General features: G+C 65.6%; 15 protein-coding genes, 5 tRNA genes and 1 pseudogene. 16 read left to right on the top strand and 5 right to left on the bottom strand.

What is annotated here, in order from left to right:
- The 4 genes and pseudogenes from AC5P5R_RS19870 to AC5P5R_RS19855 all read left to right on the top strand — a co-directional run.
- A pseudogene (locus AC5P5R_RS19870) lies at positions 1–123 on the top strand (IS110 family transposase); the annotation flags it as partial.
- Positions 124–295: 172 nt separating this feature from the next.
- Positions 296–371: transfer RNA gene (locus AC5P5R_RS19865), tRNA-Gly, on the top strand.
- Between the two features lie 138 nt (positions 372–509).
- Positions 510–1,616 carry an NAD(P)/FAD-dependent oxidoreductase gene (locus AC5P5R_RS19860; protein ID WP_099473624.1) on the top strand — a complete coding sequence of 369 codons (1,107 nt, stop codon included), beginning with the start codon at positions 510–512 and terminating at the stop codon, positions 1,614–1,616.
- Positions 1,617–1,731: 115 nt separating this feature from the next.
- Positions 1,732–1,807: transfer RNA gene (locus tag AC5P5R_RS19855), tRNA-Gly, on the top strand.
- A 67-nt stretch (positions 1,808–1,874) separates the two neighbouring features.
- Here AC5P5R_RS19855 and AC5P5R_RS19850 read toward each other — a convergent pair.
- Positions 1,875–2,222 carry a hypothetical protein gene (locus tag AC5P5R_RS19850; RefSeq protein WP_223846386.1) on the bottom strand — a complete coding sequence of 116 codons (348 nt, stop codon included), beginning with the start codon at positions 2,220–2,222 and terminating at the stop codon, positions 1,875–1,877.
- Positions 2,223–2,412: 190 nt separating this feature from the next.
- Here AC5P5R_RS19850 and AC5P5R_RS19845 point away from each other — a divergent pair, with 190 nt between their 5' ends.
- The 4 genes from AC5P5R_RS19845 to AC5P5R_RS19830 are packed head-to-tail and all read left to right on the top strand — an operon-like array spanning position 2,413 to position 6,668.
- A complete protein-coding gene (locus tag AC5P5R_RS19845; RefSeq protein WP_060380151.1) occupies positions 2,413–3,876 on the top strand; it encodes an efflux transporter outer membrane subunit in 1,464 nt (487 codons plus the stop codon).
- Positions 3,873–5,012: an ABC transporter permease gene (locus tag AC5P5R_RS19840; RefSeq protein WP_060380152.1), complete on the top strand. Its 1,140-nt coding sequence runs from the start codon at positions 3,873–3,875 to the stop codon at positions 5,010–5,012. The genes AC5P5R_RS19845 and AC5P5R_RS19840 overlap by 4 nt, the downstream gene beginning before the upstream one ends.
- A 10-nt stretch (positions 5,013–5,022) precedes the next feature.
- The gene (locus tag AC5P5R_RS19835) at positions 5,023–5,751 is read left to right on the top strand and encodes an ABC transporter ATP-binding protein (RefSeq protein ID WP_076739977.1); all 729 of its coding nucleotides are present in this window, start codon (positions 5,023–5,025) and stop codon (positions 5,749–5,751) included.
- Positions 5,748–6,668 carry an HlyD family secretion protein gene (locus AC5P5R_RS19830; protein WP_100438058.1) on the top strand — a complete coding sequence of 307 codons (921 nt, stop codon included), beginning with the start codon at positions 5,748–5,750 and terminating at the stop codon, positions 6,666–6,668. Before AC5P5R_RS19835 ends, AC5P5R_RS19830 begins: the two co-directional genes overlap by 4 nt.
- A gap of 2 nt (positions 6,669–6,670) precedes the next feature.
- On the opposite strand, the gene AC5P5R_RS19825 is transcribed toward AC5P5R_RS19830, so the two are convergent.
- A complete protein-coding gene (locus tag AC5P5R_RS19825) occupies positions 6,671–7,120 on the bottom strand; it encodes a hypothetical protein (protein ID WP_049402550.1) in 450 nt (149 codons plus the stop codon).
- Complete coding sequence (locus tag AC5P5R_RS19820) at positions 7,113–7,514, bottom strand: hypothetical protein (protein ID WP_049402549.1); 402 nt, start codon at positions 7,512–7,514, stop codon at positions 7,113–7,115. The genes AC5P5R_RS19825 and AC5P5R_RS19820 overlap by 8 nt, the downstream gene beginning before the upstream one ends.
- Positions 7,515–7,644: 130 nt before the next feature.
- On the opposite strand from AC5P5R_RS19820, the gene AC5P5R_RS19815 reads away from it, so the two are divergent.
- The 4 genes from AC5P5R_RS19815 to AC5P5R_RS19800 all read left to right on the top strand — a co-directional run bounded on the left by AC5P5R_RS19815 (position 7,645) and on the right by AC5P5R_RS19800 (position 8,532).
- A tRNA-Gly gene (locus AC5P5R_RS19815) sits at positions 7,645–7,720 on the top strand.
- Positions 7,721–7,862: 142 nt separating this feature from the next.
- Positions 7,863–7,938 (top strand) — tRNA-Gly (locus AC5P5R_RS19810).
- A gap of 67 nt (positions 7,939–8,005) precedes the next feature.
- Positions 8,006–8,079: transfer RNA gene (locus AC5P5R_RS19805), tRNA-Cys, on the top strand.
- A gap of 99 nt (positions 8,080–8,178) precedes the next feature.
- Positions 8,179–8,532, top strand: a complete 354-nt coding sequence (locus AC5P5R_RS19800) for a nuclear transport factor 2 family protein (RefSeq protein ID WP_005408904.1) — start codon at positions 8,179–8,181, stop codon at positions 8,530–8,532.
- 49 nt (positions 8,533–8,581) lie between these two features.
- Here AC5P5R_RS19800 and AC5P5R_RS19795 read toward each other — a convergent pair whose 3' ends face one another.
- A complete protein-coding gene (locus AC5P5R_RS19795; protein WP_100438059.1) occupies positions 8,582–8,986 on the bottom strand; it encodes an NUDIX hydrolase in 405 nt (134 codons plus the stop codon).
- 107 nt (positions 8,987–9,093) lie between these two features.
- Here AC5P5R_RS19795 and AC5P5R_RS19790 point away from each other — a divergent pair, with 107 nt between their 5' ends.
- The 3 genes from AC5P5R_RS19790 (at position 9,094) to AC5P5R_RS19780 (ending at position 10,804) form a co-directional block, all read left to right on the top strand.
- Entirely contained in the window at positions 9,094–9,591 is a 498-nt protein-coding gene (locus tag AC5P5R_RS19790) for a GNAT family N-acetyltransferase (protein WP_100438060.1), read from the top strand.
- A 221-nt stretch (positions 9,592–9,812) separates the two neighbouring features.
- Entirely contained in the window at positions 9,813–10,184 is a 372-nt protein-coding gene (locus AC5P5R_RS19785; RefSeq protein WP_229298719.1) for a GNAT family N-acetyltransferase, read from the top strand.
- 74 nt (positions 10,185–10,258) lie between these two features.
- On the top strand, positions 10,259–10,804 hold the full coding sequence (locus AC5P5R_RS19780) for a DUF4124 domain-containing protein (protein ID WP_100438061.1): 546 nt from the start codon (positions 10,259–10,261) through the stop codon (positions 10,802–10,804).
- A gap of 10 nt (positions 10,805–10,814) precedes the next feature.
- Here AC5P5R_RS19780 and AC5P5R_RS19775 read toward each other — a convergent pair whose 3' ends face one another.
- Complete coding sequence (locus tag AC5P5R_RS19775) at positions 10,815–11,456, bottom strand: flavin reductase family protein (RefSeq protein WP_100438062.1); 642 nt, start codon at positions 11,454–11,456, stop codon at positions 10,815–10,817.
- Between the two features lie 103 nt (positions 11,457–11,559).
- Between AC5P5R_RS19775 and AC5P5R_RS19770 the strand changes: the two genes are divergently transcribed.
- Entirely contained in the window at positions 11,560–12,264 is a 705-nt protein-coding gene (locus AC5P5R_RS19770; protein ID WP_049449167.1) for an ArsR/SmtB family transcription factor, read from the top strand.
- The last annotated feature ends 95 nt before the right edge of the window (positions 12,265–12,359 follow it).

Genomic DNA, 12,359 nt, shown 5'->3' with positions numbered 1-12,359 from the left:
TACGCTGGCCTGAAGGCCAAGGGCAAAGCGAGCAAGGTGGCGCTCGTGGCGGTCATGCGCAAAATGCTGGTGATCCTCAACGCCCGTAAGCGAGACGCCGAGGTGGCCCTCGGCTGCCCCTGACAAGACAGTTGCTACTGGAAATGCCGCATCCACGGAGGGGGCGGATCCATCAGTTTGCGGAGACGCTGTAGTAGATCCACGCCATGCGTGGATAGGCGGTGCAAGGCGCCTCACAGACCCTGAAAAAAGCGCTTGACGCCATCCTTGGAATAGGTAAAATTTCGCCTCCCAAGCGGGAATAGCTCAGTTGGTAGAGCGCAACCTTGCCAAGGTTGAGGTCGCGAGTTCGAGTCTCGTTTCCCGCTCCAGATTCAAGAAAAGCGCTCCCGTAAGGGGGCGTTTTTCGTTTGCGTGTTCCACGCTTCATCCTCACTTCACCGCCACTCCTTCGCCTCACCACGCGGCAGTTCGAAGCTGCATCTCCGACTCTCCACGGCGATGCCGCAATGCCTCACACTCCCTCCGCCTACGACCACGACGTCGTCATCGTCGGCGCCAGCTTCGCCGGTGCCGCCTGCGCACTGGCTGCCGCCCAGTACGGTCTGCGCGTCTGCATGCTTGAACGCAAGGCCGACCCCGGCGAGCGCCTGCACACCACCGGCATCGTGGTGAAAGAAGCGATGGAGCAGACCTGGTTGGGGCGCATGCCCGAGCATCTGGTGCAGCGCGTCGCCAACGTGCGCCTGTATGCGCCGAACCTGCGCAACGTGTTGCTGGCCGCGCCGGGCTATTACTTCCTCACCACCGATACGCCGAACCTGATGCGCTGGCTGGCCATCGAGCTGCGCGCGAATGGTGTCGACCTGCGCCTGCAACGGTCTTTCACCGATGCCCATCGCTGTGGTGACGGCTGGCAGGTGGATGGGGCAGGGCGATGCGCCTATCTGGTTGGTGCTGATGGCGCACGCTCACGCGTGGCACATCGCACCGGGCTCGGCCAGGTGCGTGACAACCTCTACGGCGTCGAGCGTGAGTTCGCCGACCTGCAATTGCCGCAGGGTGACGCGCTGCATTGCTTCGTCAACAAGCGCTACGCGCCGGGCTACATCGGCTGGGTCGCGCAGAATCCAACCGGCCTGCAGGTGGGATTGGCGCTGCGTCATGACCCGCAACAGGTACGGCCGCCGGACATTGATGGCTTCCTCGACCACGTGCGCGATGTCGTCGGCATTCCGCCTTCCGTGCGCCCCTCGGCCACTCGTGCAGGGCTGGTGCCCTGCGGCCGGCCGGATGGGCCGATCACCGGCCAGCGGCTGATCCTGACCGGCGACGCGGCGGGCATCGTCTCGCCGCTGTCCGCCGGGGGCATCCACTCCTCGTGGCGGCACGGCTGGGCGGTCGGCGAGGCGATTGCCCGCCATCTGCGTGGGCAAGGGCCGGAAGCGGAACGGGTGGCGCGGCGGGTGGCGCCGGCATTCCATGGCAAGCGCCTGCTGCGCTGGGCGATGGACCATCTGCAGGCCGACTGGCCGCTCAATGCACTGCTGCACACGGCGGCCACGCGGCGCATCGCCGAGCAGGTCTACTTCCACCGCCGTGGCGTGCGCACGTGAGGAGAGCAGGTGGGGGCGTCTGAACGCCGTCCCTCACTCACGTGAAAATTCCTATTGACGCCGTGCAGCAATATCGACACAATAGCGCTCCTTCGACGCAAGTCGAACGAAATCTGCGGGAATAGCTCAGTTGGTAGAGCGCAACCTTGCCAAGGTTGAGGTCGCGAGTTCGAGTCTCGTTTCCCGCTCCAGATTCAAGAAGAACGCTCCCGAAAGGGGGCGTTTTTCGTTTGTCACACCGGTTGCACCACTGCCGCGCTAGCGTGCCTTGCCGGGCAGGGCGCTGCGCCAGGTGCGGGCATCCTGCCGGTCGAAACCGGGGCAGCGGTTGTCCTGCCGGATGTAGACGTAGGGAACGTCATCTTCGTAGGTGAAGTGGTAGTAGTAGGTCCGGTCCTTCCCGTACAACCAGTAGTTCGACGAGCCCTGGTTGATGGCATACGGCTCGAAGGTGAAGATCGAAGATTCACCCGGAATGAAGTTGCTGCGCTCCATCAGTAGCAGCATGGCGTTCGAGACCAGTGGGGTGGTCTGAACGAGCACGATCACGCCGACAGTCACTGTCGTGATCGAGCCAATCAACAGCCAGCGGCGGGGATATTTCACGGTCGGGCAGCATCGAGGCAAGACAGTGCCGCAATGTGCAATACGCAGTGAAAGGCGTCCAGTGTTTCGCGCGGGGAACGCATTGAAAGCGTAGTGAAAGGCTGGATCGGCGTTGCCTGAACCGCACGCGTGCTGTGACCTTTTTCGGACCAATTCTCCATGTTCGCTCCACAATCGCACGGTAGCCTTCATGCTCCTTCTACACGTTGGCGGGCTGGTGGTCAGGCGTATCACTTCAGTGGCAGTGCCCAGGACCGGGCGCGGACTCTCCCTGCAGGCAGTGCTGCGCCCCGGTGCGTTGTTGGCAACCCTGGCCCTGGCCGGCTGCATGTCGGTGCCCGTCCCGGACCTGCCTGATCGCACACCCAGCGCCTGGACCCAGGTACCGCAGGGCCAGGGCGTGGCGGTGGACGCCAGGCAGTGGTGGAAGGTGCTGGCCGACCCGGCGCTGGATGGCCTGGTCGATCAGGCGGTCGCCGGCAATCTCGACCTGCAGCAGGCCACCTTGCGCCTGCAGGCCGTTCGGATCGTCGCTGGCACGTCCGACTCGCGTTTCCTGCCGGAAATCTCCGCCAGCGCCAAGCAGGTGCAGGACGCCGCCGCTGTCGATACCTACTTCCATGCCGGCATTGAAGCGATCTGGGACCTGGGCCTGTTCGGCGCCGCCGAGAGTGCGCAGCTGAGCGCGCAGGCCTCGGCCGGCAATGCCGAGGCGCTGCGCAATGCCGCGCAGGTAGCGGTGATTGCCGACGTGGTGCGCAGCTATCTGGATCTGACCGTGGCGCAGGCCCAGCAGGACCTGCTGGGCCGGCAGCAGACCGTGGATGACCGTGGCGAACAGTTGGCCCTGGTGCGCCAGCGCCTGCGCCTGGATGAGCCCGGCGAACTTGATCGCCTGCGTGCACGCCAGGCCGCGACCCGCGCCGCCATCGCACAGTCGCGGGAAAACGCGGATAACGCGGCCCGCGCGCTGGCATTGCTGCTGGGCCGCGATGGCCCGGATCCGGCCTGGCGCGCCTATCGCACGCCGCCGACGCTGGGCACGTTCTCGCTGCAGCAGGTCCCCGCCGATCTGCTGCGCCATCGGCCGCAGATCCTGCTGGCCGAGTCGGAAGTGATGCAGGCCGCCGCCAGCAAGGGCTCGGCGCGCGCCGCGATGTACCCGCGGATCAGCCTCGGCGGCTCCATTCTGTATGCCTACAACCTCACCCAGAACGCGCGCTCCAATTCCGACTCCAGTCCGTCGATCGGTCCATACGTCGATATTCCGCTGTGGGACTGGGGCCAACGCCGTGCGCGTTTCCATGCCGATGAGAAGCAACTGGACGCCGCGCTGCTCGGGTATCGCAAGGCCGTGCTGGAAGGCGTGAGCGAAGTGGAAGGTGCGCTGGGCAGCCTTGCACGCCAGGACAGCAGCATCCAGTCGCTGCGCGCGGCCAACGATGCCGCCAACCAGCAGGTCAAGCGCCAGGCGCGGCAGGTGCAGCTGGGCCTGTCCAGCGAGTTCGATGGGCTGGACACGCAACGTGCCGCGCTCGCTTCGCAGGCGGATCTGATCGGTGCGCAGGGCGCACGCGTGCTGGCGTTTGCTTCGCTGTACCGCGCCCTTGGCGGCGCACCGCTGCCGGTCGAGGCTGAGGGCGAACCGCAATGATCGCGCTGGCCCGCAAGACCCTGGCCTATGAGTGGCGCCGGTTCCTGCCGGTGGTGCTGGCGATGTGCTTCGCCGGCGTGCTGCTGATCGTGCAGGCGGCGCTGGTGCTGGGCATCTTCGGTACCGCCGCGATCTATGTGAAGGCATCTTCGGCCGATATCTGGGCCGGTTTCCCCGGCACCCAGAGCGTCAACTACGGCCACGCGATCAGCGCCGATGTGGAAAGCCACCTGCGCATGGATCCGGATGTCACCCGCGTCGAACCTTACGAGTGGGTGGATGGCGAATGGCGCTCCAGCGCGCAGGGTACCGGCAACGTGTCGGTGTATCTGTCCGGCATCTCCACCCGCGACGATGCAATGATGTTCGCGCGCATCCTGCCTGCCGACCTGCGTGCACAGCTGCGCGAACCGGGTGCGGTGATCGTCGACAGCGCCGACCTGGATACGCTGGGCGTGGACCTGCAGAACAACCGCGCCTGGATCAATGGCAAGGCCGTGCGCGTGGTTGCCGCGCAGCCGGGCCTGCGTGGCCTTGGTGGTGTCAACGTACTGGCTTCGCTGGATACCGCGCGCGCCATCGCCGGTACCGACCCACATGAGGGCAGTACCTACTTCGTGGCGGGCCTGCGCTCGCCTGACCTGGCCGACCGCGTGCGCGATCGCCTGGCCGCGTCGATGGGCCAAGCTACGCCGGTCGAGTTCTGGACCGCGCCGGAGTTCGCCAGCCGCTCGCAGCAGTACTGGCTGTTCGACACCGGTGCCGGCATCGCGGTGTTGTTCATGGCCGTCATCGTCTGCTTCGTCGGCGCGGTGATCACCAACCAGTCGTTCGCGTCGGTGGTGGCTGGCTCAGTGCGCGAGTACGCCACGCTCAATGCACTCGGCGCCGGTCGCTATGCGCTGGCGCGGGTGGTGTTCGAGCAGGCGTTGCTGATCGGCGGTGTGGGCATGTTGCTGGCGGCGGCCTTCAGTACCGTGGTGCTGTTGATCGCGCAGACCCAGCGTGTTCCGGTGCAGCTGACACCGATGGTGATCCTCGGCTGTGTCGCGCTGGTTGCGGTGATGGCCATGCTCTCAAGCATCATGGCGGTGCGCAGTGTCGTCCGCTCCGATCCATCGTTGCTGCTGCGTTGAGGACCGGCCGATGACTTCCACACGCGCCGTCGCCCCGACCCTGCGGGCCGATGCACTTGAAAAGAGCTTCATGTCCGGCGATGTGCAGGTGCCGGTGCTGCGCGGCCTGTCGCTGGACATCTATCCTGGCGAGCTGACCCTGGTGTCGGGCCCGTCGGGTTGCGGGAAGAGCACGCTGTTGTCGCTGCTGTCCGGCCTGTCCGCGCCCGATGGTGGCCGCGTGCACGCACTTGGCCAGGATGTGGGGCACATGACCCGAAGCGAGGTGGAGCGCTTCCGCCTGCACCATGTCGGTTTCGTGTTCCAGGGCTTCAATCTGTTCCCGGCACTAACTGCGCTGGAGCAGGTGCAGCTGCCGCTGGGCTACCGCGGCATGCGCAATCGCGAAAGCGAACCGCTGGCGCGCAAGGCGCTGGAAGAAGTGGGCCTCAGCCACCGCAGCCACATGCGCCCGGCGCAGCTGTCCGGCGGCGAGAAGCAGCGTGTGGCCGTTGCCCGCGCCTTCGCCAAGTCGCCGACGCTGATCTTCGCAGACGAACCCACCAGCGCGCTGGACGCCGAGAACGGCCAGCGCGTGATCGACATCCTGCATCGCTACGCACGTGCGCATGGCGCCACCGTGCTGTGCGTGAGCCACGATCCGCGCCTGATCCGGCATGCCGATCGGGTGATCGCCATGGAAGACGGCATGGTCCGTGACGACCGCCGCCAGAACGAAACTGTAGAGTCCGCCCCATGACCAAGACGTCGCACCTGCTCCCCCTCAGCCTGGCCCTGTCCGCGGCACTGCTGCTCGGCGCCTGTTCCAGTGACGCGCCTGCGCCTGCACAGTCGCCTTCGGGCAAGGCCGGTGCAACCGCCGCCGGCAAGGTTGCGGTGGCACGCGGCATCATCGATGTCGAGGGTGGCCTGATCGCGTTGGCACCGCCGGTGGACGGCTCGATCACTGCCGCGCCGGTGAAGGAAGGCGCCACGGTGAAGAAGGGGCAGCTGCTGCTGTCGCTGGATGGTGCCTTGCTGCAGCAGGAGGTGGCGATGGCCAGCGCCGATCTCGCCCTGGCCAATGATCGCCTGAAGGGCAGCCAGGCGCAGCTGCGCGAACTGGAGCGCAACGTTACCCGCCTGTCCACGGGCGCCAGCGAGGGCGTGTCGTCCAACCAGCAGGCCGATGCGGCCAAGCAGCAGCTGGCTGGCGTACGCGCCGATGTTGACGTGGCCGGTGCGCAGGTCGACATGGCCCAGCACAAGCTGGAACACGCCAGGCTGAAACTGCAGCAGATGTCGCTGAGCGCGCCGGAAGCCGGCACCGTGGTCGGCCAGGTGCCTGGCCTCGGAGCTTTCGTGCAGGCGGGCAAGCCGGCGATCTCGCTGCTGCCGGCGCGCCCGCTACAGGTACGTGCCGAACTCAGCGCGGCCTACGCCGATGCCGTGCAGGTGGGCATGAAGGCTACTGTCGTGCCGGATAGCGATGGCGCCGAGAACACCAGCACGCTGCCGTCTGCACGCGTGGTGCGCATCAGCCCTGTGTTCGCGCAGGCACGCCTGCCTGAAGATGCAGGGCGTGGCGTGGCCAAGGTGGTGGAGTGTGTACTGGAGTTCGATGGCGAGGCCAAGGCGCGCTTCGGCCAGCATGTGCGGGTGGAGTTCCGGAAGTAAGCCTAGTGCTGCGGCGGGGGCGCATCCGCGCGCCCTCGACGCCTGAGCGTCCGCCATGCGCTCACCGCCGACACCATGCACAGCGCCAGCAGCAGTCCCACGTCCAGCAGCAACAACCACAGCAGATGCATGCCGTGTACCGGCGGCTGGTGCATGGCTGACAGCATCCACGGCACCGACCATGCCAGCAGCAGGGCGAAGGCGATCAGCAGGCGCAGCCACAGTCGTTTCAGTCGCCACGGCCTCACGATCAAGGCGGCCACCACCAGTTCGACGGTGCCCAGCAACGCGAACACGATCACAGTGCTGGTCGGGTAGGGCGACTCGGCGCCTTCCAGGTGATGCAGCAGCCAGTAGTCTGGTGTGAAGCCGGCATTGACCAGTGCGGCAATCAGCGCCAGCCAGGTCAACGCAACCAGCAACCAGAACAGGCGGACGTAGCGTCTAGGCATCGGCGGTGTCCGTGGCGGCAGGCAGGCGGTTGCGTGATGCATACCACGCGGAAATGGCGATCGCGGCCAGCGCCAGCAGGCCGGGCCCGAGGGTGAAGTACAGCAGGCGCAGCGGATGGTTGTGCATCAGTGTCCAACTCGCGAACGCCAGGGGAATCGCCAGCACCAGCAGCTTGGCAAACAGTGGCCGCAGCACCGCGATCAGCGGCTGGGTGCCAATGAACATCCAGAACAGATAGAACTGGGCGATGCCCAGGCCGATGTCACGATGTGAAGCAAAGCCGAAATGGTCGCGATACCAGTTCATTCCCATCGGCATCAGCGCCCAGTACAGCAGGGCCACCAGCAGATGCAGCAGCAGGGCGATCAACAGAGGCGTGCCGCGAAGGAGCATGGGCGAACGGGGCCGGGCGGGGCAGCGTACCCCACTGCGGACGTCCGTGACCGCATGATGTGAAGACTGTTGACGGCGTGAAGGAATTTGGACACAATAGCGCTCCTTCGACGCAGGTCGAACGGAATCTGCGGGAATAGCTCAGTTGGTAGAGCGCAACCTTGCCAAGGTTGAGGTCGCGAGTTCGAGTCTCGTTTCCCGCTCCAGATTCTACAGGGCCCCGGCAGGGGCCTTGTTTTTCTCCCGCCACGGCAAGGCGGGGCACGTTGGGCCACAAGGCTTTACGCGCAGTCAGAAAGGTGAAATCGCTGGTGTGTTTTCCGGATTTCCGGTAGCATGTCGGCTTACGCGGGAATAGCTCAGTTGGTAGAGCGCAACCTTGCCAAGGTTGAGGTCGCGAGTTCGAGTCTCGTTTCCCGCTCCATGTTCCGACAGGCCCCATCATGGGGTTTTGTCTTGTCAGGGCGCCAGTTCCTGGCGCGCAGTACGTTGGCCTCATGGCAGAGTGGCTATGCACCGGATTGCAAATCCGTTTACAGCGGTTCGATTCCGCTTGAGGCCTCCATTTGAAAAGCCCTGACTCCGGTCAGGGCTTTTTTCTGCGGTCTGGAATGTGTCGCTCGAGCGCTATGATCCGGTCTGGACCTTGGCGGACTGTACGCAGATGACTCCCCGACACATCGTGGAAACCTGGATCGAGCGCTTCAACGCAGGCGATGCTGCTGGCCTGGCGGAGCTGTATCACCCCGACGCGATCAATCACCAGGTCACCCAGGACCCGATCAAGGGCCGCGATGCGATCCGTGCCACCTTCGAGCGTGAATTCAGCACTGCTGAAATGGTCTGCATTCCCGAAGTCATCCATGAGGCCGGCAATGTCGCTGCGCTGGAATGGCGCGACCCTCTTGGCCTGCGTGGATGCGGCTTCTTCACGGTTGACGGAGGATTGATCACGTTCCAGCGCGGCTACTGGGACAAACTCTCGTTCCTGAAGATGCACGGTCTTCCGATCGAGTGAGCCGCAAGGCCGGGCGGCATCCGTGCCGCCTTGGTCGTGGCCTGATGGGCTACAGCCTGGCCAGCGCCTGCACCGTGGCCTGCGTCAGCGGCTGGGGCAGAGCATCCCCGGCAAACCAGCCCAGCCCGGTCTGCACGCCCGGCTCCTGGATGGAAGCCTCGGCACCCGCAAGTGCCCGTGCCTCGTAGATAGGCGCGACCCAGTGCTGAGCAAGCGCCGGCTCGAAATGATCGGCCACGCACAGCAGGCGCAGCAGCTGCACTTCCAGGGCGGTCTCCTCGCGGACTTCGCGGACGACGGCAGCCTCCACCGTTTCCATCCAGTCGACTTTGCCGCCAGGCAGGCCCCAATGCCCGCGCTCCGGCTCGCGTCCGCGCTGGATCAGCAGGATGCGGCCGTCGGCATCACGGACGACGGCGCCACATCCCACGCGGGGAATCTGCAGTTCAGTCATGGCGTTGGGTGAAGAAGGGACGTTCTTCATTCTTGCATGCACGCCGCATCAGGCGGACCCGCGCTAGGCTGGGCGCCTGTGCATCAACAACCTCGCAGGTGTGTCGCATGCTCATCCGGCAACTTGGTGCTGACGACGCCGACATTCTCTGGCAGGCACGCTTGCAGGCGCTTCGCGAGTCGCCCGCTGCGTTCCTGTCCACGCTGGCCGAAGCGCAGAATGAGACGGCAGACGTGATGCGCACCCAGCTTGCTGATCCTGGCACGCGCTACTTCGGCGCTTTCATCGACGGCATGCTTGCGGGCTTCCTGCGCTACGTACGCCCGATGCGGATGGCGCGACGGCATACGGCGGAAGTGCACAGTGTCCATGTGGGCACCGGCCACCGTGGCCAGGGTGTCGCCCGCCAGCTTCTTCTTGCTGCGTTTGCATCTGCGCGCGCCGAGGGCATTGAATCGCTCACCCTCACGGTGCTGGAGGACAATGCTGCTGCGCGCGGGCTGTATGAATCGCTGGGTTTCAGCGTACTCGGCAGGGAGCCGCGCGCAGTCAAGCGCGAGGGCATCTACACGGATATCGTCTCGTACTGGATCACATTGCACTGACAGTGAAACGTTAGCGCGGGCCCGGTCATATTTCCGTGGCACGATGGGCCTGGACCCACATTCATTCGACGAAGATAGGGCAATGCACGTTCAGGTATGCCGCTGGCAAAGCGTAGCGCCGGAACACCGTCAGCAGGCGGTGGATCTGCTCCGCCAGGCTTTCCCGGACATGCAGGGCGAGGGCTACGCCATCCCCGGGGCCGGTCGCTCTGGTCCTGGCGATGGGAGGTGATCAGGTTGTCGCACATCTCGCGCTGTACGAACGCAACGTACTGCTGGACGGCGAGCCGGAACGCATGGGCTTGATTGGCGGCGTGGTGGTGCGTGCCGACGTTCGCCGGCAGGGCGTTGCCTCGCGGTTGATCGAAGCGGCCCATGCAGAGCTGCGCCGGCACGGTATCGATTTCGCCGTGCTGTTCGCCCTGGATCATCGGCACTATGCCTCTGCGGGCTATGTACCGATGCAGAACGAGACCTGCTTCATTGAAGACGGCCACGTACGCAGGTTCGTCTATCGCGGCGGCATGGTGGCCGCGCTGGGAGCGCGCCGCTGGACCACGGCCTTGCTCGATCTGCAGGGCGAAACGGTCTGAACGGCGCCAGCGTGCAGTCGCCACCAAACCACCGTATCGTGGCGGTTGTCCAATGAACCAGGGAGCGGTGCAGGATGAAGGGGAAGGTAGTGATGGCGATGCTGCTGCTGGGGTGTTTCCCGCTGGCATCGGCCCAGGTCTACAAGTGCAAGGGCGCTTCCGGTGAAACGGTATACAGCCAGAATCCCTGTGCTGCCGGCGCTGAACCCATGAAGCTGCGTTCCAGCCGTTCCTCCACGGAAACGGCGGGGGAGGCATCGAACCGCGCGGCGGTGTACCAGAACACCGAACTGGCCGACGCCGGTATCGCCGAGCGCAACTGCGTGCAGGGCGAGCGCTCGCGCATCTACGGTCCGCTGGAGTCGCGCAGCCAGCAGATCGGTCGGCAGATCGCCGAGTTGAACCGGCAGATGGCCGCGTCGAGCAACAACCTGGCCGGCGCAACCCGTGACTCGGGCATCCGTGCGCAGATTGCCAGCCTGCAGCAATCGTTGAGTGCCGAGCGGATGGCGGCGGATACACAGATGGCGAGTGCGCGCGAACAGTGCGCCTCGACCCGGCGTGAACGCGAGCGCTCGGTGCGCGACAAGTTCAGCAACGTACCCGCGGGTACGCCATGAGTCGTTCCCGCTAGGCGGGAAGGCGCATGGGTGTCTCAGCACGGAAGTTGCGCCCAACCGGCGCGCTCACGCCCAGGTAGTGCCGGAACAGGTAGATCAGCGGTTTCCAGCGCGTCACATCGATGTGCTGGGTGCCGTCCACGGTGATGTCTTCGTGCGCATGCACGCAGCGGATGCGGCCTTCGACGATCACGAAGCCCTGGCCATCATCCTCGCCGGGTGGATGCATCGCCATGACGGTGGCCTCCACCTGCAGCGGGCACTCGGCAATGGCCATCGGAGCAACATGCGTCGACACGACGGCAGTGAATCCGCCCAGTGCGAACTTGTCGCGCACGTGCACGTAGCCCATCGCCTGCTTGGCGGTCGGCGCCGGGTTGCAGCCGGTTGCCCGCGCGATCGCCTCGACCTGTGCGGCCTGCGCGGATGAGGGGAAGTTCAGCACGCACTCGCTGCGCAGCTGCAGGTTGCGATAGCCCTGGCCCTGCGTACCGAGGCCCAGCACTACCCGGTTGCCCAGCGCCCAGAACGAAGAAAGCGGGCTGATGTTGCTGCTGCCATCGTCATTCAACGTGGTCATCAGCAGCACGGGCGTGCCTGGGTACAGGACCGAAGGGGTGATGCGGCGGCGATGGATCGAAGCGGTCTTCATGGCAGGTCTCGCGGTTGCGGGCGAGCACTGTGCCGCGCAGTCGGCTGCTGACGCTTCGGCCTGCATCGAACTGTTGGCAGATGACGGCATGCCACAATGGGGCATGGTCCACACCTCCGGTTCCCTTGTCAGTGTCGGTGCCCTGGTCGGGGACCAGGCGCGTGCCGCCATGCTGCTGCAGTTGATGGATGGACGGGCCTACACCGCGATGGAGCTGGCGCGCGTGGCCGGGGTAACGCCGCAGACGGCGAGCACGCACCTGCGCAGGCTGGTCGAGGGCGACCTGCTGGTGGCGGTGGCGCAGGGGCGTCATCGCTACCACCGGCTGGCATCAAACGAGGTGGCAGAGATGCTCGAAGGCATCCTGCGCGTGGCCGACCGTACCCCTTCCTGTACCGCTGCGGCCGCGCGCAGCATGCCTGCACTGCGCGAGGCGCGTTCCTGCTATCGGCACCTGGCCGGCGTGCACGCGGTCGCCATCACCGATCGCCTGCTGCAGGCGGGGCATGTACTGCCATGCGAAGGGCATTGGCAGATCAGCGCTGGAGGCGCCGCATTCCTTGCCGGACTGGGCCTGCCGTTGCGCGAGCTCCTGCAGCAGCCGGTGGCGGCCAACCCGGCGCGCTACTGCCGTGGCTGCCTGGACTGCACCGAACGGCGGCCGCACCTGGCAGGGCTGGTCGGTGAGGCGATGCTGGACAGTTTCGTGAACAACGATTGGCTGCGGCGCGTCGAGGGCCGGCGCGAACTACGGCTGACGCCACCCGGGCGCGAGGCGTTGTGGCGGCTCTTCAACCTGGCGACCTGAGCGGCGCGGCCAGTCTCAGTCACCCGCGACATGGCAAGGCGTTATGGTCGAGTTCCACGTCTCAGGGAGCTGCAATGGCGAGCAAGGACATCACG

This window comes from Stenotrophomonas sp. YJH_SMC_19 (assembly GCF_059367915.1).
This window is presented reverse-complemented; position numbering and strand designations above follow the sequence as displayed.